This is a genomic window from Martinezella sp. CNPSo 3890 (assembly GCF_057784455.1).
On the sequence record NZ_JBXSOR010000004.1, the window covers coordinates 154,541 to 179,255 of the forward strand.

The 24,715-nt window shown below is 59.4% G+C and carries 22 protein-coding genes; 14 read left to right on the top strand and 8 right to left on the bottom strand.

Annotated features, from left to right (window positions below; all coding sequences use genetic code 11):
• Positions 1-68 precede the first annotated feature (68 nt).
• Positions 69-725, top strand: coding sequence for a DUF2161 family putative PD-(D/E)XK-type phosphodiesterase (locus AC13RC_RS13465; RefSeq protein WP_183808985.1), 657 nt, complete (start codon positions 69-71; stop codon positions 723-725).
• 262 nt (positions 726-987) lie between these two features.
• On the top strand, positions 988-2,487 hold the full coding sequence (locus AC13RC_RS13470; protein ID WP_488557414.1) for a DegQ family serine endoprotease: 1,500 nt from the start codon (positions 988-990) through the stop codon (positions 2,485-2,487).
• 56 nt (positions 2,488-2,543) lie between these two features.
• Here the strand turns inward: AC13RC_RS13470 and AC13RC_RS13475 are convergent, their stop codons facing one another.
• Together AC13RC_RS13475 and AC13RC_RS13480 are read right to left on the bottom strand one after the other, a co-directional pair.
• Positions 2,544-3,497 carry a diacylglycerol kinase catalytic domain-containing protein gene (locus AC13RC_RS13475; RefSeq protein ID WP_145318663.1) on the bottom strand — a complete coding sequence of 318 codons (954 nt, stop codon included), beginning with the start codon at positions 3,495-3,497 and terminating at the stop codon, positions 2,544-2,546.
• A gap of 3 nt (positions 3,498-3,500) precedes the next feature.
• Positions 3,501-4,520, bottom strand: a complete 1,020-nt coding sequence (locus AC13RC_RS13480) for an SPFH domain-containing protein (protein WP_488557415.1) — start codon at positions 4,518-4,520, stop codon at positions 3,501-3,503.
• 122 nt (positions 4,521-4,642) lie between these two features.
• Here AC13RC_RS13480 and AC13RC_RS13485 point away from each other — a divergent pair, with 122 nt between their 5' ends.
• The 5 genes from AC13RC_RS13485 to AC13RC_RS13505 all read left to right on the top strand — a co-directional run bounded on the left by AC13RC_RS13485 (position 4,643) and on the right by AC13RC_RS13505 (position 9,875).
• The gene (locus tag AC13RC_RS13485; RefSeq protein ID WP_488557416.1) at positions 4,643-5,338 is read left to right on the top strand and encodes an NUDIX hydrolase; all 696 of its coding nucleotides are present in this window, start codon (positions 4,643-4,645) and stop codon (positions 5,336-5,338) included.
• A gap of 186 nt (positions 5,339-5,524) precedes the next feature.
• Complete coding sequence (locus AC13RC_RS13490; RefSeq protein WP_113329703.1) at positions 5,525-6,154, top strand: DnaJ domain-containing protein; 630 nt, start codon at positions 5,525-5,527, stop codon at positions 6,152-6,154.
• Between the two features lie 226 nt (positions 6,155-6,380).
• Positions 6,381-7,874, top strand: coding sequence for a lipopolysaccharide biosynthesis protein (locus AC13RC_RS13495; protein ID WP_488557417.1), 1,494 nt, complete (start codon positions 6,381-6,383; stop codon positions 7,872-7,874).
• A gap of 77 nt (positions 7,875-7,951) precedes the next feature.
• Complete coding sequence (locus AC13RC_RS13500; protein ID WP_113329701.1) at positions 7,952-8,767, top strand: galactosyl transferase; 816 nt, start codon at positions 7,952-7,954, stop codon at positions 8,765-8,767.
• A gap of 37 nt (positions 8,768-8,804) precedes the next feature.
• Positions 8,805-9,875 carry an acyltransferase family protein gene (locus tag AC13RC_RS13505; protein WP_488557418.1) on the top strand — a complete coding sequence of 357 codons (1,071 nt, stop codon included), beginning with the start codon at positions 8,805-8,807 and terminating at the stop codon, positions 9,873-9,875.
• Positions 9,876-9,884: 9 nt separating this feature from the next.
• Here the strand turns inward: AC13RC_RS13505 and AC13RC_RS13510 are convergent, their stop codons facing one another.
• On the bottom strand, positions 9,885-11,213 hold the full coding sequence (locus tag AC13RC_RS13510; protein WP_183808979.1) for an aminotransferase-like domain-containing protein: 1,329 nt from the start codon (positions 11,211-11,213) through the stop codon (positions 9,885-9,887).
• A gap of 99 nt (positions 11,214-11,312) precedes the next feature.
• Here AC13RC_RS13510 and AC13RC_RS13515 point away from each other — a divergent pair, with 99 nt between their 5' ends.
• The 5 genes from AC13RC_RS13515 (at position 11,313) to AC13RC_RS13535 (ending at position 16,213) form a co-directional block, all read left to right on the top strand.
• On the top strand, positions 11,313-12,290 hold the full coding sequence (locus AC13RC_RS13515) for an ABC transporter substrate-binding protein (protein WP_488557419.1): 978 nt from the start codon (positions 11,313-11,315) through the stop codon (positions 12,288-12,290).
• Between the two features lie 46 nt (positions 12,291-12,336).
• The gene (locus AC13RC_RS13520) at positions 12,337-13,227 is read left to right on the top strand and encodes an ABC transporter substrate-binding protein (RefSeq protein ID WP_183808977.1); all 891 of its coding nucleotides are present in this window, start codon (positions 12,337-12,339) and stop codon (positions 13,225-13,227) included.
• Positions 13,224-14,168, top strand: coding sequence for an amino acid ABC transporter permease (locus AC13RC_RS13525; RefSeq protein WP_183808976.1), 945 nt, complete (start codon positions 13,224-13,226; stop codon positions 14,166-14,168). Before AC13RC_RS13520 ends, AC13RC_RS13525 begins: the two co-directional genes overlap by 4 nt.
• Positions 14,165-14,956 (top strand): amino acid ABC transporter ATP-binding protein, encoded by a 792-nt coding sequence (locus AC13RC_RS13530; RefSeq protein ID WP_488557420.1) that lies wholly within the window; start codon positions 14,165-14,167, stop codon positions 14,954-14,956. The genes AC13RC_RS13525 and AC13RC_RS13530 overlap by 4 nt, the downstream gene beginning before the upstream one ends.
• Before the next feature lie 75 nt (positions 14,957-15,031).
• Positions 15,032-16,213 carry a M20 aminoacylase family protein gene (locus tag AC13RC_RS13535; protein WP_488557421.1) on the top strand — a complete coding sequence of 394 codons (1,182 nt, stop codon included), beginning with the start codon at positions 15,032-15,034 and terminating at the stop codon, positions 16,211-16,213.
• A gap of 506 nt (positions 16,214-16,719) precedes the next feature.
• Here AC13RC_RS13535 and AC13RC_RS13540 read toward each other — a convergent pair.
• Positions 16,720-17,730 carry a LysR substrate-binding domain-containing protein gene (locus AC13RC_RS13540; RefSeq protein ID WP_113329694.1) on the bottom strand — a complete coding sequence of 337 codons (1,011 nt, stop codon included), beginning with the start codon at positions 17,728-17,730 and terminating at the stop codon, positions 16,720-16,722.
• A gap of 341 nt (positions 17,731-18,071) precedes the next feature.
• Here AC13RC_RS13540 and katG point away from each other — a divergent pair, with 341 nt between their 5' ends.
• Positions 18,072-20,270: a catalase/peroxidase HPI gene (katG, locus tag AC13RC_RS13545; protein ID WP_488557422.1), complete on the top strand. Its 2,199-nt coding sequence runs from the start codon at positions 18,072-18,074 to the stop codon at positions 20,268-20,270.
• 40 nt (positions 20,271-20,310) lie between these two features.
• On the opposite strand, the gene AC13RC_RS13550 is transcribed toward katG, so the two are convergent.
• From AC13RC_RS13550 to AC13RC_RS13565, 4 genes are all read right to left on the bottom strand, one after another.
• On the bottom strand, positions 20,311-21,336 hold the full coding sequence (locus tag AC13RC_RS13550; RefSeq protein WP_145318695.1) for an acyltransferase family protein: 1,026 nt from the start codon (positions 21,334-21,336) through the stop codon (positions 20,311-20,313).
• Between the two features lie 147 nt (positions 21,337-21,483).
• Positions 21,484-22,491, bottom strand: coding sequence for an aldo/keto reductase (locus AC13RC_RS13555; protein WP_488557423.1), 1,008 nt, complete (start codon positions 22,489-22,491; stop codon positions 21,484-21,486).
• A gap of 163 nt (positions 22,492-22,654) precedes the next feature.
• A complete protein-coding gene (locus tag AC13RC_RS13560) occupies positions 22,655-22,972 on the bottom strand; it encodes a zinc ribbon domain-containing protein YjdM (protein ID WP_488557424.1) in 318 nt (105 codons plus the stop codon).
• Positions 22,973-23,112: 140 nt separating this feature from the next.
• Positions 23,113-24,033 (bottom strand): alpha/beta hydrolase family protein, encoded by a 921-nt coding sequence (locus tag AC13RC_RS13565; RefSeq protein ID WP_488557425.1) that lies wholly within the window; start codon positions 24,031-24,033, stop codon positions 23,113-23,115.
• Between the two features lie 61 nt (positions 24,034-24,094).
• On the opposite strand from AC13RC_RS13565, the gene AC13RC_RS13570 reads away from it, so the two are divergent.
• The gene (locus AC13RC_RS13570) at positions 24,095-24,712 is read left to right on the top strand and encodes a TetR/AcrR family transcriptional regulator (protein WP_488557426.1); all 618 of its coding nucleotides are present in this window, start codon (positions 24,095-24,097) and stop codon (positions 24,710-24,712) included.
• The last annotated feature ends 3 nt before the right edge of the window (positions 24,713-24,715 follow it).

Sequence of the window (24,715 nt, forward strand, 5' to 3'; positions counted from 1 at the left end):
CCTTTATCGACCGTCTGGTTAACCGAATCGGCTAACCTTGTCCGGACACGCAAAGCCCGGAGGCGGATTTGGAAACGGCGCTCTATCTCCCCATCAAGTCATTTCTCGAAGCCGCCGGCTATGCGGTGAAAGGCGAAATCGGCGGCTGCGACCTCGTTGGAGTGACTGATGGCGAGCCGCCGGTCGTGGTCATCTGCGAACTGAAGATGACCTTTAATCTCGAACTCATCCTGCAGGCGGTGGATCGCGCAGCTGCCAGCGATGAAGTTTGGATCGCCGCCCGCGTCTCGAAGAAGGGAAAGGGCCGGGAAGGCGATCGCCGGTTCCGCGACTTGTGCCGCCGGCTGGGCTTTGGCATGCTCGCCGTATCGGACAACGACGTCGTGGATATCGTCGTCAGCCCCATCGCGCCAATGCCGCGCAAGAACACACGGCGCAGATCGCGCCTTGTCGACGAACATCGCCGGCGCAAGGGTGACCCGGCACTCGGCGGCAGCACCCGCAAGCCGATCATGACCGCCTACCGCCAACAGGCCCTTGCCTGCGCCGCCGCTATCGAAAACGGCGTGCAGCGCCCTAAGGATATGCGCGAAGCGGCACCGAAGGCCCCACAAATTCTAAGGGATAATGTCTATGGCTGGTTCGAGCGCATCGACCGCGGCATCTACGCGCTGACGGAGCTTGGAACAGAGGCCCTCAAGCGTTGGCCGGCAGCGCAGCTTTGAATATGGAAAATTTCCGGCCGTCCAACATTAAATTCATGTAATATCTTAAAATTTTGCAATAAAAACATGATCAATATTTAATTTGTAAAAGTTAATTTGCGGATCATATTAACACCAAGCGCCAATTCAAATCTATACTTTGCTTCCCGTAGTAAAAAATGGGAAACGAAGTCGCTCGCAAAATTGACGCGGACCAATCGCAGCCCATCCCCGATATGGACGGGCCGCCAAACCGCCAACGATCTCGCAAGGGACTTTTGCCATGCCTTCTCTTCTCCGCAAACATCGCACAGCCGCCATCGTCGGTGCCGCTATCATCGTCGGCGCCGGCGCATTGCCTTTTGCCTTCAGCACATCCGCAACCCTCGCCTCGGCGGCAGAGCCGGCCGGCATCATCGCGCCCGGCGGCTCCTTCGCTCCGATCGTCGACGCCGATAAACCGGCCGTCGTCACCGTCACCACCACCATGAAGGCGACCGACACCAGTGCCGAAAGTAATTCGCCGATGGACGAGCAGTTCCGGCAATTCTTCGAAAATCAGGGCATCCCGTTCCCGAAGCAGATGCCGCACCAGCAACAGAACCAGCGCGCCATGGCGCTCGGCTCCGGCTTTATCATCAGCCCGGACGGCGTCATCGTCACCAACAACCACGTCATTCAGAATGCGGTCGACATCAAGGTGACGCTCGATGACGGTACCGAGCTGCCTGCCAAGCTTTTGGGTGCCGATGCCAAATCCGATCTTGCCGTCCTGAAGATCAAGGCGCCGAAGCCGCTCGCCACCATCGCCTGGGGTGATTCCGACAAGCTGAAGCTTGGCGACCAGATTCTGGCGATCGGCAACCCCTTCGGTATCGGCACGACCGTTACCGCCGGTATCGTCTCGGCCCGCGGCCGCGACCTGCACAGCGGCCCCTATGACGACTTCATCCAGATCGATGCCCCCATCAACCACGGCAACTCCGGCGGGCCGCTGGTTGACCGCGAAGGCAATGTCGTCGGTATCAACACCGCTATTTACTCGCCGAATGGCGGCAGCGTCGGCGTCGGCTTTGCCATTCCCTCCGACGAGGCCAAGGCGATCGTCGCCAAGCTCGAGAAGAACGGCTCGATCGATCACGGCTATCTCGGCGTCGCCATCCAGCCGGTGACCTCGGATATCGCCAATGCCCTGGGCCTCTCGCAGACCCAAGGTGCGCTCGTTGCCAGCGTCAACGACGATACGCCAGCCGCACGCGCCGGCATCAAGAGCGGCGACATCGTTACCGCCGTCGGCAACGAGGCCGTCAAGACGCCGAAGGATCTGTCGCGGCTGGTCGCCGATCTCTCCCCCGGCGACAAGCGTTCGGTCACACTGTGGCGCGACGGCAAGAGCATGGACGTCAATGTCACCATCGGCGGCAATGACGACAGCAAGCAGGCTGCCAACGACGCTGGCGACGGCAAGGTGCAGCCGTCCAACCAGCCAAGCATCGGTGTCGGCCTCGCCAACCTCACACCGGATGTGCGTGAGCAGCTGAATCTGCCGCATGGTGTCGAAGGCGCCGTCGTTGCCAGTGTCAATCCGGACAAGCCCGCCGCTGCGGCCGGCATCCAGACCGGCGACATCATCGTCTCGGTCAACGACCAGCCGGTGCATAACGCCCATGAGGTGCAGACGGCCGTCGCCAAGGCCGGCAAGGATGGTCGCAAATCCGTGCTACTTCTGATCGAGCGCGACGGCAACAAGACCTTCGTCGCCGTGCCTTTTTCGGCCGCTTAATAATCTAAAACAGCCTTCCACGGCCCGTATCCTGCAAAGGAGCGGGCCGATAGTCGTTACGTCACCAGTAGTCCCTGGCGCTCGGCAATACCGATCTTTGCCTGCGTTCCCGCGTTGAAAGGCAGGAAGTCCGCCTCGATGCCATCGCTGAAGATCACCCCATGCTCCGCCATCTCGGAGACGACGGTCATCGGTATCTCTGCATCGACCTGCCCCGACACCAGCGAAACACCGGTCGTCCGGCTGGGAAAAGGCTCCCGCACGAAATAGTGCAGGAACTGCGCATCCCAGGGAAAGGAAGCATCGGCAATGCCCGCCGGCAGCTCCACGCCGCGGCTCGCAGCAGCACCTACCCAGCCGGCATAGAGGCTTTTCAGCCAGCCGGTCGAGCCCATGCCGGTGGAAATGATGATGCCGCTCGACGACTGCCGCTCATGCCGTTCACCGATCTGAAGGTCGTAGCGCGCCGAGACGTGGCTGCGCGGGCCGATGAAGAGGTCGTTCACTGCGTAGAGCACCTCTCCCGTATTGAGTGCGGCCTTTGCCATGCTCACCCGTTTGAGCGGCCGGCGTTGCGCCAAGGCTTCGGGGACGACCTTGCGCATGTCGGCCGTCTGGAAAGGTAACAGCACGCCGTCCCATCGTTTCGGATCGGGATTGACGCCGAGCACATTCTGACCGTCAAGATATTTCAGCGTATTGGCGACCAGGCCGTCCTGCCCAAGCACGACGACGAGATCATCGGCGCCGAATATGAAGTTTGCCAGATAGCGGCGGTTGAGTGTCTGCACCCTGGCAACGGAGCGCAGACTTGCTTCGACGTCGCGCGCAGCCGCCTGATAACGCCGGTGTTCCGCGAGATAATCGCCGAAATCCGCGCCTAAGTGCTCGACATAAAACTGCGCCTGCTGGACGGTATTGAAGCGCGCGACCATTTCGTCAAGGCGGGTGTCGCGCACGATCAGCACGATCTTTCTATCTTCCGCCTTTGCGTTGTTTGCGACAGGCATGACTTATCCCCTTGGCTGAGGTTGCAGCATCTCGCGCAGGAGATCGGGGGTGACGTTCAGCTGACCGATCTTGGTGGCGTTGTCAGCAAGATCGCGGAAGGCGAGCGCCATCAACTGACCAGGATCCATGCCGACCGAAGCGAGCGCCTGCAGCATCTTGGGATCGGCATCGCCGAACGATTTCATCATGGCAGCGAGGCCATAGGCTTTCGCGTCGGCTTCCTCGCGCGCATTGGCCGAGGCGAGAGCGACAAGCGCCTTGTTCTGCTCTTCAAGCGCGATCTTGCCTGTCATTTCTTCTTGGCGGATCTGTAGCTGCCGCTCCTGCACCGAGCGCTCGGCATCCATCTGTGCCTCACGGACTTGGCGCTTCTTGTTTTCGACAGCAATTTCGGTCGCGAGCTCGTTCTCCTTGATCGTCCTTTCCTGCTCGACGCTCGCGTTGCGGCGGGCATAGATCGCCTCGTCGGCACTGCGCAGCAGCGCTTCGCGCGCCCCGGCCTCCAGCGCCTTGGCAGTTTCAGGTTTCGGCTTCACCGCCAGGATCGACAGGCTGAGCAGCTCAAGACCCAGTGCGCGCAATACGGGATGGTCATGCAGCGTCGCCGCGACACGCCCGACCAGCAGCTCGCCGGCCGCCAGCACCTCTTTCAGCGACAAAGCCTGCACTTCAGCACGCATGACGACCTGAACCTGGTCGATCAGCCGCTGCGACAGCTTCTGCGGGTCTTCCGAACCGTAAACACCTTTGGCATTGAGCGAGAAATCGAGCAGTTCCGCCGTCCGTTTCGGCTCGGCAATACGATAGGTGATCTGCCCCTGAACCGTGACTTCCTGGAAGTCCGACGTCACCTCGGGAAAGATGAAAGGCTCGTCGACGCTGGCGGTCGGCACCACGACCAGCGAGGTCGACGGCACGAAATACCAGAACGAGAGTCCCGCGCCCTCTCGCTGCGGTCGGCCGCCTCGATACTGGATCACATACTGGGTCGGTTGGGCCTTGATGAAACGAAATCCGAACATGACTGCCTCCTGAAAGTGGCGTTTGAAACTGCGATGACGTGAACAAACATCACTTAGTGTATTTTGTCAACTAAGTTAGTTGAAGCTTTACACTAAGGTGTCGCCGGGTTATGTTTCAAGTCATGAGCAGCTCTGAAGCCCCCGATAAAAGGCCGATCGTTTCGGTCGATCTCGCAATCTTTGCCCTGACGGCGGACGGGCTCGAGGTCCTGCTCGCCCAACGCGGCGCGGAGCCGTTTACCGGCCGCTGGGCCCTGCCCGGCGGCTGGATTCATGTCGATGAAGATGAAAATCTGGAGGCTGCGGCAAGACGCGTACTCAGTGACAAGACAGGCGTCGCAGCGCCCTATTTCGAACAGGTGGGTGTCTTCGGTGATGGCAAGCGCGATCCTCGCGGCTGGAGCCTGAGCGTGACCTATATGGCACTGATCGCGCAGGATGCCGTCAGCTTGCAACATGGCGGCAATATCACCGACGTCGCCTGGCATCCGATCGCAGGTGATAGGAGTGTGGAACCGCTGGCCTTCGACCACGCCGCCATATTGAAGGCGGCGCTCACCAGATTGCGCAACAAAGTCGAATATACGACCCTGCCGGTGCATCTCCTGCCGGGAGCATTCACCTTGAGCGAATTGCAGGCCGTCTATGAACGGCTTCTTGGCCGCCTTCTCGATAAATCTGCCTTTCGCAAACGCATCGCGGAAGTCGATTTCATCGAGCCGATTTCCGGGGAAATGCGACGCGGAAGCAATCGCCCTGCCCAGCTTTACCGGCTCAAACAGGCACATTCGACCGCCTTCTTCGACCGAACGATTTAAAGCACCGCATTTCCACAGACGTTCGACTTCGCCTTTGACATAGCACTCTTTTTGTCCAAACTCTGCCTTTGTGATGGTACAAATAGCGCCGGAGCCGATTGAAACGGCCGGGCGGGACATTTAAACCGCGCGGGCGATATCAGCGGCCAGGACTTAAGACAGGAACAAGCGGCGGCAGGAGTTGGAGTGACTGATCCATACGATATTCTCGGCGTTGCGCGCGATGCGGGCGAAGAGCAGATCAAGGCGGCTTATCGCAAGCGCGCGAAGGCAGCCCATCCGGATTCCGGCGGCGATACCGACGCTTTCGCGCAGCTGCAGAAGGCCTATGAGCTTCTTCTCGACCCCGTTCGCCGCAAGGTGTTCGACGATACCGGCTATGACGTCGAACTGACCGATGCCGTCGACTTGCAGGCGCTGGTCGCCATCGAAAAGCTGATTACCGAGATAGTGCTGGACGAGCGGGAACCCGGCACATTCGATCCGGTCGCCAAGATGCGAGCGAGCCTTCTGGAAGAAATTCGCAAGGCGAATTTCAGCAAGAGCGAGCTCGAGCGACACTCCAATCGCATCGGCCTTCATCTCGACCGGCTCGGCAAGCGCCCCGGCAAGGACGTGGTCGGACACATGCTGCGCGCCCGCATCAAGGCGATCGCCACCGCCATCAGCGAAACGGAAGCCAAGATCGGCGCCAACGAACGCGCCTGCGACATGCTCGAAGGCTATCTTTACGAGATGAACGAGCCTCTGGATGAAGCCGATGCTGCTCCCGAAATCGAATGGGACGAGCCAAGAGTCCGCTCGGCCGCGCAGTGACGGCGGCGCTTTTCGCCGCTCTGAACAGATAAAATTCGCGTTTGCCTTGATCGCGAGATCACTTTCAGCAACGCAATGTTGCAATGCAACAATTCTCCCTAGACAAATCGAGGGGCTGGCCTAGATCAAGCATCCAACACGCCGTCCTGCTCCATCGAATGATGGCGAAGCGGCAATGGCGGGCGCCGGATCTCCGGCATCCGCTGCAGATCTAAAACGGCGAGGTATGCGATTGCTAGCGTCCGAAGCGGATGAAATCGTCTTTGAACACTTAAGCGAAAACCGGTCGCGGGCCGCATTGAGGGGCGCTTTCTGGTCGGCGCTGGATACGCTTATCCCGACGGCACTCAACAGCCTTGTCTTCGTCGTCACCTCCCGTTTCCTTCTGCCGCAGGATTTCGGCCTGGTCGCGCTCGCCTTCGCCATCGTCAGTTTCGCCTCCGGCTTCGGCCCGACGGCCTTCGGCGAGGCACTGATCCAGCAGAAATCCATTCGGCGCAGCCATCTCGATACGGTCTTCTGGCTATCCTTCGTCTCCGCAGCCATCCTCTATGCCGCGCTGTTTCTGCTTTCGCCGTTTCTCGCCCATTGGCTGGGACATGACGATATCGTCAAACTGCTGCTGATCATCGGCCTGAAAATCTTCTTCGACATGATGATCATCGTGCCCAATGCCCTGATCGGCCGCACGATGTCCTTCCATCTTGCTGCGGCCCGCACCGCGATCGCCACCTCTGTTTCGGCGATCATCTGTCTTTCGCTGGTTTTCGCCGGTTTCGGCCTGTGGGCGCTTGCGATTGCCCAAATCGCAGCACCGGCGGCCGCCTGCATCGCCGCTTTCTGGGGGGCGAAATGGCTGCCTGGCTTCAGGGTAAAGCTCTCGAGCCTGCGCGAACTGCTGCATTACGGCATCTTCGCCTCGGGCAACCGCTTCCTCCAGACCATGAATCTCGACCAGCTGATCATCGGCACGCTGGTAAGCCCGGCTGCTCTCGGTATCTATAATTTCGCCCGGCGGCTCTACGAGATGCTCAACAATGTCGTGGCGGGCGGGCTGAATTCGGTCAGCCACGTGCTGCTCTCCTCACTGCAGCATGATCGGGAGAAGGTGCGCGAAGCCTTCCTCATGGCGACTTTCGGCTGCTCGCTGGTGTCCTTTCCGGCCTTCATGGGACTGGCAGCGGTCGCCGACGATGCCATTCCGCTGATCTTCGGGCCGCACTGGGCTGCCGCCGTTTGGCCGGTTCGCTTCTTCTGCGTCATCGGTCTGATGGCCGGCATCGGCATCATCCAGGCTTCCTTGATTACCAGCCAGGGCAGATCCGACTGGTGGTTCTACTATCAGCTGGTGCGCAACATCGTCTCGATCCTCACCGTGCTCGTTCTTCACCAATATGGGGTGACAACCGTCGTCTTCGGACTCATGCTCGGAGTGGTGATGCTCTGGCCGGTGACGCTGTGGATGGTGTCGCGATTGATCGGCCTCAGCATTCTGGAATATTTCGGCCAGTTCCTAAGACCTATCGCTGCTTATCTCGGCATGCTTGTCGCCGTCTTGGCAATCTCGTCGGCGCTGATCGACCGGCCCCTTGCGGAACGCCTCGTCTGCGAAGTCCTGGTCGGTGGCCTCGCCTATTCGGCCCTCATCCTTCTCTTATGCAAGGAAAGGGTCCTCTTCCTCGTGCGGACGACGCTGCAAGGCCGTCGCGCGAAGGCATAGTAGCCGCCATCGCGAATAAGGACGGAAACAACGCTCATTCGATCCCGCGATAGAATACCAAGTCGGAAAGGCGCCTCATGACACTGGTCACGTTCATCATTCCCGTTCGCCATCAGGCCAATTCCAATGATTGGCCGGCGCTCAAACGACGCCTGTCGCAAACGATCGCATCGATCGCCGGGCAGTCCAACAAAAACTGGCGCGGCGTAGTCGTCGCCAATGAAGGCGCGGATCTGCCGGATCTGCCGCCGAATTTTACGGCGGAACGCGTGACCTTCCCGCCGAACCAGCTCCACGACATCGATGGTGCCGATCGCGAAAAGGTCTACGATGCGTTCCGGCTGGACAAGGGCCGCCGCGTCTTGAGCGGCATGCTGTCCGCGCGCGATACCCGCTTCTTCATGATCGTCGACGACGATGATTTCGTCAGCGCCAATATCGTCGATTTCGCCGCCAGAAATCCCGATGCCAACGGCTGGAAGATCGACCGCGGCTATCTCTGGAACGAAGGCGGCCGGCTGCTTATGCATCACAACGACTTCGCCAATTTTTGCGGGACATCGCTGATCATCCGCTCCGATCTCTACCGTTTGCCGGCGACCTTCGAGGATGCCGAGATCGACTATATCAAATCCATGCTCGGCAGCCATGTGCGCATCGGCAAGCTGCTTGCAGACGCCGGCGCGCCGCTCGGCTCGCTGCCTTTCCGCGGCGCGATCTATCGGGTCGGCCATGCCGGCGCCCACAGCAAGTCCTCCAATCTCATCAGGACGCATTTCCTGAACCGGTCGGTGCTGACAAGTCCCCGTCAGTTCCTGGGCAATCTTTCGCGGGTGCGCCCGCTTGATCAAAATTTGAGAAACGAATTCTTCGGCGTGCGCGCCGCCGGATAACTTAGGCGTAACCTTTTCCCCAATGAGGTTCCGATCAATGCCGGCTGATGCAACGACACACAGATATGCCGCCCTGGACGCGACGCGCGGCCTGGCGGCCTTCGCCGTTGTCGTCTATCACCTCGACAGGCCCTATGCGCCTTCGGCCTATATCGCCGTCGATTTCTTCTTCGTGCTCAGCGGCTTCGTCATCGCCAGGGCTTATGGTGAAAAGCTTGATGGCGGCATGACGGTGCTGGCCTTCATGAAGGCACGATACGCGCGTCTCTATCCGCTCTTCCTGATCGGCAGCGTCTACGGCCTGGTGCAATTGCTGCTACATTGGCAGGCGGCAGGCGTCGGGCGGGCCGATCTTGCCGCAAGCATCCTCACCACCGTCTTCATGCTGCCTTCCCCAAGCTTTCTGACGCGGTCGGCCGGAGACATCTTGGCGCTCTACCCGCTGAATGGTCCCGCCTGGTCGCTGTTCTGGGAGCTGTTGGCCAATCTGGTATTCGCACTGGTGCTGTTCAGACTGAAAACGCGGAGCCTCATCCTCATTGCCGCCGCATCTCTGGCGATGCTGATCGTCTCGGTTTTTTTCCACAAATCGCTCGATCTCGGCTGGGAATGGCACTCTGTGGATGGCGGCCTTGCCCGCGTCTTCTTCTCCTTCACCCTCGGAATGATCATCTATCGGCTTCGAGGTAAAACCGTGCTGGGGCGCACGGTGAACAGCTATGCGGCACTATTGCCCATCGCGGCGATCTTAACCTTGCTGTTTCTCCCCACCTATTCGCTGAAATATGCGCTTGTCTTCTGCGTTCTGATCTCGCCGCTCATCGTCCTTGCCGGCACCATGCTCGAACTGCCGGAGAGGCTGCAGCGGCTCGGAATCTTTCTCGGCTATCTCTCCTACCCGATCTACATGTGTCATCGCGGCTTTACCGAGATCTACGGGCATCTGATGCGTAATATCCACTTGCCGCAGCCCGTCTACATCGCGATCTATCTCGTCGCAATTTCCATCATTTCGCTCATCTCGGCCAGGCTTGCGACTATCCTCGTCAAGTACGCTTCCTCTTGGAGGGAGACGCCTAAAAGCCTGGGCGCAACTTCAAGCCATTAGCTCCACCCTTCACGTGTGAACGGCGGCAAGTGCGATGGCATCCGCAACATATTCGCGCCGCTCCAAGAGCTTGGCCGTCGCGACACGCAAATGGCTGCTGGGCAGGATCGAGAACTTGGCACCGGGATGCACTGCAATGCCCCGGGCGGCAAGCGTCACCATTGCGAACGGCTCCGACGAGACAGGCACCCAGGCACATAGTCCTTCTCCATGCCACGCATCGACGCCGCGCTCGCGAAGCGCATCGATGAGGCCTGCGCGGCGTTCCCGATAGGTCCTGCGGGCATGATCGAGGCATGATGCCGTTGCCGGATCGCGCAGCAACCAGGCAGCCGCCGCCTGCAGAATGCGGCTGGTCCAGCCGGAGCTGAAGCTGCGATAGGATTGGATCTGGTCGATAATCGCGCGCGAGCTCGACAAGACCGCGAGGCGCAGATCCGGCCCATGCGTTTTCGAAAATGACAGGATATGGATGACCCGATCGGGAAAGAGATGCCCCATGGAATGGCGAGGCGAGATCGAGATGTCGGCGACACCATCGTCTTCGACGATCAACGTATCCTTGTCGCGAAGGATCTCCGCGATCCCTGCCATGCGTGCAGGGCTCACGCTCTGGCCCGTGACGGAATGGATGCGCGGCTGAAAGATGAACGCGACGGGACGATATTTCAGCGCCTCCTCCAGCGAGGCCGGCAACGGACCATCCTGGTCGCATTTCACCGGAATGATGCGCGCACCCCGATCCTCAAGAATATCGAGAAGCCGCATTCCCGTCGGGTCCTCGATCGCAACGGCGGCACCCGGCATGACCAAGGCATTGATCAGGGTATAGACGGCATTATAGCCGCCATTGGTCGCCAGGAACGCTTCCGGCTCATAGGGCCATGTCTTCCTGACCTCGCGCTCAAGCTCCGGCAGGATGCGGCTGCGCTCGTAGCTGTTGAGATTTTCGGCCGAGGCGCCATAGGCCATCGCGGCCTCCAGCTTCGGCAGTAGCTGCACATCGGGAACGGCTGCCGTCAGATTGAGGGCATCGGAACCGTAGTCGCCGACGCTTGCCAGCCGTGCCGGCTTGGCGATGAAGCGGTCGCCGCTCACCCATGTGCCATTCCGGCCGCGCCCGCTGATGATCTTCTGGCGTCTGAGCTCGCTCCAGGCTTCCGATAGGGTAGCCGGGCTCACACCAAGGGCAAAGGCCAGGTCGCGGAGCGGCGGCAGCTTGGTGCCAACAGGCAGGGCACCGGCTCGGATGAGCGCGCTCGTCTCGAGCGCGATGCCGCGAATGGTCCGATCGCTCAATTTCGAGGCAAACCATTTCGCATCCCGCTCTTCGCTCATTTTCGCACCATTTTTAATGTTCAATAACGTAATAACATTTGATCGACCTATATTGAACATTTACTCGTTGAGAAAACAAGTTTTCCCGCGAGTGAATTCATGCCCCTTACTCTCCGCCTTGCCCTTCGTGACTGGGACTACATGACCCCTCTGGTCCTGGGCGATGTCTCTTCCCCAAAACTCGACATTAGGGCGGACCGGGTCGGCACGCTGATCTCGCATGTCGGTAAGAGCGACGCCTATGACGCGGCGGAAACGTCCTTCAGCCGCTACACGCAGATGCGCATCGACGGTGACGAAAGTGTCGTCGGCATTCCGAATTTCATCATGCGCGGCTTCCGCCATCGCTGCGTCATCACCACCAAGGAAAGCCCGATCACAAGCTTTGCCGAGCTCGCCGGCAAGCGCATCGGCGTAACTGGCTGGCGCGACTCCGGCAATACCTGGACTCGGGCAGCACTACGGCGCGAAGGTGTCGGCGTCGAAGATGCCATGTGGTACGCCGGCCGCCTCACCGAAGCCCATCCGATCACCGATCGCCTCGACGGCTTCGGCCGCCCCGGCCGCATCGAAGCAGCACCCGGCGAAAGGCCGATGGTGGACCTGCTGAAGGACGGCGAGCTCGATGCGATCTTCACGCCTTTCATGCCGGATGGCTATTTCGCTGGCAATTCCGGCTTCCGCCAGCTTCTGCCGGATTTCCGCGCTGCCGAACACCGCTATTTTGCCGATGTGGGCTATGTACCGGGTATGCACCTGATCGGCGTGAAGGCCGAAATCGTCGCAGAGCATCCCTGGGTCATCGCCGAACTGAGCAGGTTGATCGATGAATCGCAGCGCATGTGGCTCGGCAAGCGGCGCAAATATGCCGACACCACGCCCTTCATGCTCGACGAACTCCTGAAATCGGCAATCGAACTGCCCGAAGGGTGGGATGCGAGCGGCTTTGCCGCCAACCGCAAGATGATCGCGGATTTCGCCGGGGAGCTACATGTGCAGGGTATCTTGCCGCGGCTGATGACGCCGGAGGAACTCTTCCCGTTCGACGTCGACGGCAGCCGGACGAGCGCTGCCTGACCACCAACTGAAAATCAGAGACGCAAAGCAAAAAAGGGGAATGAACATGTCGCTGAAGAAAATGACCTACGTCGCCCTGGCAAGCCTGATGATGTCGGGCGCTGCCTTCGCCGAGGATGCGAGCTTGCCGAAACTTTCGGTCAACAAGGACCTGCAGGCCAAGCTGCCAGAGGCGATCCGCACCTCCGGTAAGATGATTTCCGTCAACAACGGCTCCTTCCCTCCCTATGAAATCGTCACCGGCACCAAGTTGACAGGCGCCAGCGCCGATCTGACCGATGCGATCGGCGAGGTGCTCGGCGTGAAGATCGAGCATGAAAGCGTCAGCGGCCTGCCTGCGATCCTCGCCGGCATCAACTCCGGCCGTTATCAATTCGCCTTCGGTCCGATCGGCGATTTCAAGAGCCGCGAGGAAGCCAATGACTTCGTCGACTGGGTACAGGAATTCGTCGTCTTCGCCGTCCAGAAAGGCAATCCGAAGGGCATCACCTCGCTCGACAGCGCCTGCGGCCAGCGCATCGCCGTCATGGCCGGAGGATCGGCAGAAAAGGTCATCCAGGTTCAGGCCGAGAAATGCAAGACAGATGGCAAGGGCGCGATCGAAGTCCAGTCCTTCACCGATCAGCCGAGCTCGATCCTCGCCGTCCGCTCAAAGCGTTCGGATGCCTTCTTCTCCTCGCAGGCCCCACTCACCTATTTCGTCTCGCAGGCCAACGGTCAGCTGGAGCTCACCGGCGTCGGCCAGAAGAACGGCTTCGAGGATCTCTATCAGGGCGCCGTCGTGCCTAAGGGGTCTCCGCTCGGCCCAATTCTGAAGGACGCCATCAAACTTCTGATGGACAACGGCACCTATGCCGCCATCATGAAAAAATGGGGCCTTGAGAACAACATGATCAAGGAACCCGGTATCAATCTTGGCGGAATGTTGCCGAAATGAGCACGAATGCCAGGGATATCGCATCGCCTTCCGGCGATGCGTCGGAACGGGATGTGGCGAATGCCCATACACCGTTCCCGAAAGGCCGTGTGGCGGCCTGGATCGTCACCCTCGCAATCGCGGCTTATTGGGCATGGTCGGTCGCCCACAATGAAAACTTCGGCTGGCATGTTGTCGCCCAGTACTTCTTCGATCCCGTCGTCATCAGCGGCCTCTATGTCTCGCTCGGTCTGACCGTCGTCGCCATGGCGCTTGGCATCATCTTCGGCCTGCTTTTGGCGATTGCCCGCATGTCGAAGGATAGACTGGCAAGCACACTTGCGTCCCTGTTCATCTGGTTCTTCCGCGGTACGCCGCTGCTCGTGCAGCTGATCTTCTGGTACAATCTCTCGACGCTCTTCCCGACGCTGTCGATCGGCATTCCATTCGGCCCGACCTTCGTCAGCTGGGACACGAATTCCGTCATCAGCCCGATGACGGCGGCAATCGCCGGCCTCGCCCTCAACGAAGCCGCCTATATGGCCGAGATCATTCGCGGCGGCCTGCTTTCCGTCGACAGAGGCCAGTTCGAGACCGCCGAGGCCTTCGGAATGACGAGAATCCGGGCTCTGCGCCGCATCATCATCCCGCAGGCCATGCGCTCCATCGTGCCGCCAACCGGCAACCAGCTCATCAGCATGATCAAGGCGACCTCGCTTGTCAGCGTCATCGCCATGGCCGACCTGCTCTACTCCGTGCAGTCGATCTACAACCGCACCTTCGAAGTCATTCCGATGCTGCTCGTCGCCGTCATCTGGTATCTGCTGATTACCTCGGTGCTCAATATCGGCCAGAGCTATATCGAGCGCTATTACAGCCGCGCCGATCGCCGCACCGGCGGGACGAAGGCGGCAACGGAGAGCACGCCCGCGCTCGTGCCGGCACAGGAGGCGGGCCAATGAACGCTCCGATGAACTCAGCCGTCAACGTCAGCCCACTGGTACAGGCGCGCAACGTCCATAAGTCCTTCGAAAATCTCGAAGTCTTGAAAGGCATCGACCTCGATGTGATGCCAGGCGAAGTGGTCGTCATCCTTGGCCCCTCCGGGTCGGGAAAATCCACCTTCCTGCGCTGCATCAACCATCTGGAAGCGATCAATCGTGGTTCGATCGAAGTCGACGGCGAACAGATCGGATATCGGTTGAACAGGGGCCGGCTGGTCAAGCTCTCCAACCATGCGATCGCACTGCAGCGGCGCAAGATCGGCATGGTGTTCCAGCAGTTCAATCTCTATCCGCATATGACGGCGCTGCAGAATGTCATCGAGGCGCCGATCGGCATCCATGGCGAAAGTCGCAAGCAAGCAACGGAGAATGCGCTGGCGTTGCTTGATCGCGTCGGGCTTTCGGCGAAGGCCAACAATTATCCGCGCCAGCTTTCCGGTGGCCAGCAGCAGCGCGTTGCAATCGCCCGAGCGCTGGCGATCAAGCCGAAGCTGATGCTCTTCGACGAGCCGACGTCTGCGCTCGATCCGGAACTGGTCGGCGAAGTGCTCGCCACCATGCGTGACCTTGCCAAACAGGGCCTGACAATGATCGTCGTCACCCACGAGATCGGCTTTGCCCGCGAGGCTGCCGACCGTGTCGTCTTCATGGATGGCGGCAAGATCGTCGAACAGGGCAAACCGGAGGACGTGATCGGCAATCCGCAGCATCCGCGCACCAGAAGCTTCCTGTCGCGCTTCATCTAGCGCGACACACATATCATCAGTGAAGCCCGCACGCTCTATGGCGGATGGCGGCTCAAGCGAACCATTGGAATAGCCATGACCCTCGACAACGATTTCGCCCGCCTTTCCGACTTCGAGCCGATGAAGGCCGAACTGACAGACATTCGCCAGCATCTGCACGCCCATCCCGAGCTGTCGTTCGAGGAGGCGGAAACGGCGCGCTTCGTCGCCGAGAAGCTGGAGGGCTGGGGCTATGAGGTGACGCGCAATGTCGGCGGCCATGGCGTCGTTGCGCGCATGACGGTAGGAGCCGGCAAGAAGAGCATCGCGATCCGCGCCGATATGGACGCGCTGCCGATCACCGAGCAGACTGGAAAGCCCTATGCCAGCAAGGTGCCCGGCAAGATGCATGCCTGCGGCCATGACGGCCATACCACCATATTGCTCGGAGCTGCCGAATATCTCGCCCGCACCCGCCGCTTCAACGGCACTGTGAACCTGATCTTCCAACCGGCCGAAGAGGCGGGCGCGGTGAGCGGCGCTCCGGCTATGATCAAGGATGGCCTCTTCGAACGCTTTCCCTTCGACGTCATTTATGGGCTGCACAATCACCCCGGCGCGCCGGAAGGTACGTGGTTGTTACGCTCCGGCCCGCTGATGGCCGCCGCCGACACAGTTGAGGTCACCATCACAGGCAAGGGCGGCCATGCTTCACGCCCGCATCTGACCATCGATCCCGTCGTCGTCGCATGCAACCTCGTCGTTAGTCTGCAGACGATCGTTGCCCGCAGTGTCGACCCGACGCAGACGGCGGTCGTGACCGTCGGCGCCATCCACGCTGGCGAGGCTTCGAACGTCATTCCGGAGAGCGCGAAGATGTTGCTCACGGTCCGCTCCTTCGATCCGAAGGTGCGCGAGCTGCTTGAAGCCCGTATTCGCAAGCTGACGGCTTCTATCGCGGATGGCTATGGTGCGAGTGCAGAGATCGACTATGTCCACGGTCATCCGGTCGTCGTCAACTCGGAGAAGGAAACGGAATTCGCGCGGATGGTTGCCGAGGAGCTCGTCGGCGCTGATAAAGTCACCACCTGTGGCCTGATTCCCGGCAGCGAAGATTTCTCCCATTATCTGGAGCATAAGCCCGGCAGCTTCCTGCGCCTCGGCAATGGCTTGAATTCGGCCATTCTCCACAGCGCCAAATATGATTTCGCCGACGGAAGCCTCACCGTCGGTGCGGCGATGTGGGCACGCCTGACCGAGCGTTATCTCGACGCCTGAACCTATTCTTATCTCGATCGCACGAGGAACCGCCGACGCGACAATAAACGATAGCCCTGGCAATAAGCCGGGGCTGGTTCGTTTTCTGGAATGTCATGGAAAAAGCGCAATGCGACGCCTTCAATAGCGCCGCCAGGCCTGCGAGAGCAGTGCGATTCCTGCATTCATAAATACTACTTATCGAGCGATCCGCGACTATCGCCCGTTGCAGGCGCTGTATTTGCAGGCGTTTCAGTCCGCAGCCCGGTTTCCAGCTGCACATTCCGAGTCTGCATTACCCGCCATTCATTTTCGAGGCGATCAATCACATACGTAGGAATTTCATTTCTTACGCTTTCAAGCTCTTGCATCACGACCTCCATTGTCATGCGTTACTGGCATGACATGGAGGAGTTTCTTTGTAAATCAAGCTATTAAAATATTTAAACGATTAAAATATTTTCAATCGTTTGAAATATCACCTTCTGTGGAAAAGATCCAAATAGTGTTAATGCGCAATGCGGAGCTTACCGATGCGAAGCCGGATCATCGATGGTGCCAAAGCCGGGACGGCGAGCAGCCGGCGGTTGCAATCGCCCTTCGAGCTCCAGGTCTTGCGCGCGCCAGATTGAATCGTGTTGTTCGCGCATGGCATCGGCCGCCTCACGGACCACTTCGGAAATCTGCAGAAGCTGCTTGGCGAGAGGGCTCGTCCTGCGCCAGATCATGCCGATGGTGCGTGAGGGCTGCGGGCTTTGGAAGCGCACCGTCGACACCGAGGCCGAGCGGGTTTCGACGGCTACCGCCATCTCAGGTATCAGAGTGACGCCGATACCGGCGCTGACCATCTGCACCAGCGTCGATAGCGAACTACCGTCCATCAGCTCCCGCGGCAAGGCTGAATGGATGTTGCAGAAGGAGAGCGCCTGGTCGCGAAAGCAGTGCCCTTCCTCCAGGAGCAGCAGCCGCATTTCGCGAAGCGCCTCCCGGTTGGGCACCGGCTTGCCCTCGTCCTCGCTCGGCCGCACGAGTATGAAGTTTTCGGCAAATAGCGGCACTTCCGTGAGCGATGTTTCGGAGATCGGCAGGGCGACGATCGCGGTATCGAGCCTCCCCTCCTCCAGCTCCTCGACCAGTTTCGAGGTCAGGGTCTCACGCACATGGATATCAAGCCCGTCATAGATACGGGTGAGGTTGCCGATGATGCTCGGCAGCAGATAGGGCGCGACCGTGGGGATGATGCCGATCCGCAACCGTCCCACGGGCTGATTATGCGATGCGCGGGCAAGATCTCCCAGCTCGTCGACGGAGCGCAGGATGTCGCGGACGCGAATCGCGAAAGCTTCCCCGAAATTGGTCAGCCGGACCTGGCGCGCGCCTCTTTCGAAGAGGTCCGTGCCGAGCTGCTCCTCCAGCTCCTTGATCTGCATCGACAAGGCGGGCTGGGAGATCGCGCATAGATCGGCCGCACGTCCGAAGTGGCCGAGCCGAGCCAGCGCTTCGAAATAGCGAAGCTGTTTGAGCGTGAAGTTTGCCATAAGCCCATCTTATCGCGCCAATCAGGAAATCCAACTTAAATTAATGGAAAGGCTTGGCTATAGTGCCGCAGCAGAGATGAGATGCGGCCGCCTGTCATACGAAGCTCATATCGAGAGCAATGACTACGCTCAGTTCATCGATGCACGGGCCGGTCGGAAGGCAGGGGACCCAAGCTTTGCCTGCTTCCACGTCTCCGTTTCACGCGAGGCCAGAACAACGAGAGATTCATGCGTCTGACATGTCGCTGCCATATCCGTTTTAGAACCGGGCCATTTTCCGGCGGGCTGGCAAAGCTCCTTCTCCGGTCGTCACAAATCAAATCATCGTAAGGGAGAGTATCATGGATACAAAAGTCGAAACTGCCGGCAAATGTCCGTTTCCGCATGGAAACACGAGCGTTTCCGCACGTTCGAACCGAGACTGGTGGCCGAATCAGCTGAACCTTCGGATTCTTCACCAGAATTCGGCCCTTTCCAGCCCGATGGGCAAGGCGTTCAACTACGCCGAGGAATTCAAGAAGCTCGATCTGGAGGCCCTGAAGAAGGACCTCACCGCCCTTATGACGGATTCGCAGGATTGGTGGCCAGCCGACTTCGGTCACTACGGTCCGCTCTTCATCCGCATGGCCTGGCATAGCGCCGGCACCTACCGCACGGGCGACGGCCGCGGTGGCGCCTCCTCCGGCACGCAGCGTTTCGCTCCGCTCAACAGCTGGCCGGATAACGTCAACCTCGATAAGGCCCGCCGCCTGCTCTGGCCGATCAAGCAGAAATACGGCAATAGCATCTCCTGGGCCGACCTCATGATCCTGACGGGCAACGTTGCGCTGGAATCGATGGGCTTCAAGACCTTCGGCTTCGGCGGCGGTCGTGAAGATGTCTGGGAACCGGAAGAAGACATCTATTGGGGCGCGGAAGACACCTGGCTCGGCGACAAGCGCTACAGCGGCGATCGCGATCTGGAAAACCCGCTCGCAGCCGTGCAGATGGGCCTCATCTACGTAAATCCTGAGGGACCGAACGGCAATCCGGACCCGCTTGCAGCCGCACGCGACATCCGCGAGACCTTCGCCCGCATGGCAATGAACGACGAGGAGACCGTCGCCCTCATCGCCGGCGGCCATACCTTCGGCAAGACGCATGGCGCAGGCGATGCCGCCCATGTCGGCCCCGAGCCGGAAGCAGCCGGCATCGAAGAACAGGGCCTCGGCTGGAAGAACAGCTTCGGCACTGGCAAGGGCGGCGACACGATCGGCAGCGGTCTCGAAGTCACCTGGACCTCGACGCCCACCAAGTGGAGCAACAACTTCTTCTGGAACCTGTTCGGCTATGAATGGGAACTGACGAAGAGCCCTGCTGGCGCGCATCAGTGGGTGCCGAAGCACGGCGCCGGCGCCGGCTCGATCCCCGACGCGCACGACAAGTCCAAGCGTCATGCGCCGTCGATGCTGACGACCGACCTCGCCCTGCGCTTCGATCCGGCCTATGAGAAGATTTCTCGCCGCTTCTTCGAAAATCCGGATGAGTTCGCCGATGCCTTCGCCCGCGCATGGTTCAAGCTGACCCATCGCGACATGGGGCCGCGTGTTCGTTATCTCGGTCCGGAAGTGCCGAGCGAAGAGCTCATCTGGCAGGACCCGATCCCGGCTGCCGGTCCCGCATCGATCGATGCCAACGATGTCGCTGTCCTCAAGGCCGAGATTGCTGCATCGGGTCTCACCATCCCGCAGCTGGTTTCGACCGCCTGGGCTTCAGCTTCGACGTTCCGCGGCTCGGACAAACGCGGTGGTGCAAACGGCGCTCGCATCCGTCTTGCTCCGCAGAAGGACTGGGAAGCCAACCAGCCGGCCCAGCTCGCTTCCGTGCTGGCAACGCTTGAAGGCATCCAGAAGAAGTTCAACGATGCTCAGACCGGTGGAAAGACGGTATCGATTGCCGATCTGATCGTTCTCGGCGGCTCGGTTGCTATCGAACAGGCTGCGAAGAAGGCCGGTCATGACCTGGTCGTCCCCTTCGCTCCCGGCCGTACCGATGCGACGCAGGAACAGACCGATGTCGAGGCCTTTGCCGTTCTCGAGCCGATCGTCGATGGCTTCCGCAACTACCAGCGGCAGGCCTACACCGTCTCTTCCGAGGAGCTGCTGATCGACAAGGCACAGCTGCTGACGCTGACGGCGCCGGAAATGACCGCCCTCATCGGCGGCTTGCGCGTGCTGAACGCCAATGTCGGTCAGAGCCAGCATGGCGTCTTCACCAAGCGTCCGGAAACGCTGACCAACGACTTCTTCGTGAACCTGCTTGACATGGGCACGGAGTGGAAGGCGGTTTCGGATGCCAAGGACGTCTTCGAAGGCCGTGACCGGGCAACCGGCGACGTGAAGTGGACCGCAACGCGCGTCGATCTCGTTTTCGGCTCCAACTCGCAGCTGCGCGCGATCGCCGAAGTCTACGGCCAGTCCGATGCCGAGACGAAGTTTGTCCAGGACTTCGTTGCGGCATGGACCAAGGTCATGAACGCCGACCGCTTCGACATCGCTTGATGCAAGATATCGGGCGCGATCAAAGGTGATCGCGCCCTTTTCAACCGGTCTCAGAGACGGCATTTTGCCGCTTGCTTCTTTCGAACCACGCATTCAATCCCGTGCGTGCCGGCTGCTCGATCAGATAGTAGCTAAGCAACCCGAGGCATACGGCTATGACAAGCGCAGGCAGTTCGGCCAAGCGATCTAGCCGAGCCAGTACGTAAAACGGTTGCTGCCATAAATATATTGAGAACGACATCCGCCCAAGTCGCCGGATGGCAGAGCCTTCAAATAAAATCTTAGAGAAGCGAGTAGCACTCTCGATCGAACATACGCTGATCGCCAGCAACAAGGTTTTAACGCCAAAAAACAGCCAGGCGGCGTCCGCGAACAAGCGTGCGGCCAAGCCGCAGAAAAATATCAAAGGTACCAACCATTCCAGGGATAATCCGCAGCTTCGCTGCCCGATCAGCAGGAACAACGCGGCAGAAATCAAAATTGGCGCTGCCGCCACTTGGCTCGACCAAAAGACGATAAATGGATTTTGCCCGTAAACGTCATATTGCAAAATGCCGGTGGCAAGTGCGGTAAGACCAAGTAACAACAGGGAAAATCCCACGAATTTGTTGCCGGCATCGCGCAAGCCAAAGGCCAGCAGTCCGAGCAGAAGATAGCTGTGCTCTTCGACGCATAATGACCAAATGTGATCGAATATCGAAATGAAAGTATGGCTCGTAATTATAAAGTAGTTCAGCGTGAAAGAAAGCGCGGCGAGCACACCCGCAAGATCGGGTGCAAGCGACGTTGAGGAGAAGATCGCTGCATTCACCAAAACAAATATAAACAAAGTCGGATAGACGCGGCTGAAACGCCGAAAGAAGAAAATGCCCAAAGGCATCTCCCTGACGAAAAGGATCTCGGCCATAAGCCGTCCTGAGAGGACAAAAAATAGATCAACACCGGCGGATCCAAGACCGGGCAGGTAGTTGTCACCGCCGAAATGACCCATCAACACCAGAAAGACGGCCAGTCCACGCCATCCATCTAGGGCCGGAATATGGGGCGGTCTTCCTGCTTCTGACATCGGTAACCATCGGTTGAGCTATCCAACCGCTAGCGTAAGACATCAATATTAATGAAATTACTTTAAGTATTACCGAAATTAAGCACACGCTGGCATTTGAAGTAATGCGACTTCGTTACACTAACTCCTCAAACACGTGCTGGGAGTTCAATCGACGCAGCACAGGGGCGCGGCGTTGTACAACGGCGACGGCAGGGCCGTCACTGGATTCGGAATGGTAAGCGCATCCAGCGTCGCTGTCTGTTCGGGCGAGAGCCGGACTTCGAGCGCACCGATATCCTCATTGAGTTGCTTCAGCGTATGGACGCCGATAATCGTCGAAGATACGCCAAGGCGCGCCATTGCCCAGGCAAGGGCGACGCGTGCGGTTGTCGTACCGAGTTCATCGGCAACGCGGAACAGGGCGTCGACGATTTCAAGATCCTGTTCGTCGGGCCGTTGCATCAATTGCGCCGCATGCCCTGTTCTTGCGCCCGCATTGTTGGCACGCGTATATCGGCCGCTGATGAGGCCGCCGCTCAATGGCGAATGCGAGACGACGCCAAGCCCCAACCCGCGCGCCAAGGGAATGAGCTCGATTTCAAACAGCCGTGCGGCAAGCGAATATTCGATCTGCAAACCGATGAATGGAGCCCAGCCGTTGGACTGCGACAGGAGATGGGCATGCGCTACCTTCCAGGCCGGCGTATCTGAAATGCCGAAATAACGCAGCTTTCCCGACTGAACGAGATCGTGGAGCGCCTCCAGCATTTCTTCCAAAGGCGCCTGTATGTCCCAATTGTTCAGCCAATAGAGGTCGAGATAGTCGGTGCGCAGCCGACGAAGCGTCTCCTCGAAGCCGTCGATCACAGCTTTGCGGCCAAGCCTTTCGCCATGTCGCGCGACATCGAATTTGGCGGCGATGACAAGACGATCGCGCTGGATCGAGTTTTGTGCGACATAGCTGCCGACGACCGTCTGGCCGCCCGCTTTCATCGCTCCGTTGCCTGTATCGAGATAATTGCCACCGAGTTCGAGATAGCGCGTCAGGATCGCCGCAGGCTGATTTTCATGCGAATGCCGAATGAACCCCTTATCGAAAGTCATGGTTCCGAGCGCAAGCGGACTGACGCGCAACTCCGAGCGGCCGAGTGCGGCATAGTCTTCAAGATGCATGCATAATCCCCCAGCCGGCCTGCAACCGTTACATACCCGTGCAGGTTATGTAAAAGCATCCAGCAAAGGAGATAAGCACCAATTTCCAATTTTACAATTCGGGAATCCGGATAATCAGCCCGATATCGTTCAATTTTGCAATTGCGAAGAGGGAGGAACAGTTCTAGCGCTTGCGTATGAACTCGGTGCGAAGAACCAAACCCTTGATCCCGTCGTAACGGCAATCGACCTCTTCAGGATTGTCGGTCAGTCGAATCGACTTGATAACGGTACCCTGCTTCAAAGTCTGATTGGCGCCCTTCACTTTCAAATCCTTGATGAGGGTGACGGAGTCGCCATCAGCGAGGACGTTGCCGCTTGCATCGTGAACGACAAGCTCCGTAACGACGGCAGCCGCTGCCACCTCCGCGGCAGGTCGCCACTCGCCGGTCACTTCGTCATAGACATATTCGTCATTTTGGCTGGTCATGCCAAACTCCATTCTGCAAGTTTCTTGAGTATTCCAAAGCAGGCAAATGCCTAGCTTTCGTCTCATTCACGATCTGTGAATGGCATCTACCCGAGACAATCAGCCGATGCAACAAGCGCAAAGTGGTGAGCCGATGCGGACATTCGGCTTTGCTATTTCAGCTCAGATGCCGGCCAGGGATTGCGACCTTCCCGAAGCCAGGACAGCGTATCGACCCAGAAACCGGCGGCATGGCTCTCGTGAAAGAGGCCGAAATGGCCGATTGCGTCCCGACCGAAATCAGCCGGACGGAGCAGCACCGACTGGCGTTGCGCGCCCGTATAATAATTCAGTGTGCGGCGAATTGCCGGTACAGTGCCAAGCTCGTCGTCCGAAACCGCAACGGCCAGGATCGATGCTTTGACGGCGCTCATTCGCCGCAGCACCTCCCGCCTCTCGCCCGCAGGATGGCTGCGCTCGAACCTGGGGCCACGAAAGCTCCACTCGTTTGCCACGCCTTTCGGCAGATCCTCCAGCCAGCCAAGCCGCCGGCCCGGGAAATAGCCGCAGAGCGCAGTCATCGCAGGCATCGCGACATGCCATTTGAGGAATAGAGCGGCCCGCCTGCTCCGCATGTAATCGCCCCACCAGGCATATTGAGCTCCGACCGTCAGCATCCTGTCTATCTCCGGAGCATTCTCAGCCAATCCCGGCAGGAATCCGCCGACGCTATGACCCACCACCAAAAGCGGACCGTTGCGGCGGTGATCGGACATCAGCCGAAGCGCGGCGTCGAAATCCTGCTCGCCCCAATCCCGCCAGCGATAACGGGACCCACGCAGCCGTTGCGGACGCGACTGGCCGATGCCGCGATAATCGAAGGTCAGGACATCGAACCCATGCCGCACCAGGAATTGCGCATAGCGGTGATAATAGCGTGCGAGAACTCCGGTGGCCGGGTTGATGATGACGCTGCCTTCCGGCCTTTTCGTCTCCGCCAGCCAAAGGCGGCCACCGAGAACGACGTCATCCCGACAGGGGATGGAAATCGAAAGACTGTCTTCATTCAGGGATGGTCGAGGTTGCTGGCTCATGGGCGTCAAGATGGGACGATCGCCGCGTTGTGTATATTCACTACCCGGTATACATTGAACCATGAGAGACAGTTCCCTGCCGACACGCGAGCGTATTCTTCAGGCCGCCGCAAAACTCTTCCACAGCGACGGCATCCGCGCGATCAGTGTCGACGCCATCGCCGAGAAGGCAGCCGTCACCAAGCGCACCCTCTATTATCATTTCCGCAGCAAGGACGACCTGATCGCCGCCCATCTGCAGGCGCGCGACGAGCCGAACCTTGCCTTCTTCAAACGCTGGTTCGAAGAAACCGAAGGCGACATTTCAGAAAAGGTTGCCAGCATTTTCCGCCAGCTGGCGCAATCGGCGCGCAGCGCCAAATGGAAGGGCTGTGGTTTTTTGCGGACTTCGGTGGAACTCATCAACCTTCCCGGCCATCCCGCGCTGGTTGCGGCGCGCGCTCACAAGAAGCGGGTTGAGGAGTGGCTGGGATCGGTCTTCGTGGAGGCGGGCGCGGGCAACAATGCCCTGCCGCTCGCGCGCCAGATCATGCTGCTCCTCGACGGTTCATTTGCGGTGGTCCTGCTCCATCGCGATCCGAGCTACATGGAAACCGCTGCTGATGCGGCGGCACGGCTGATTGCCGAACGATTGTCGGATGCAAAGACGCCCGAGAACCGGCTCTCGGGCGCTGCATAGCAA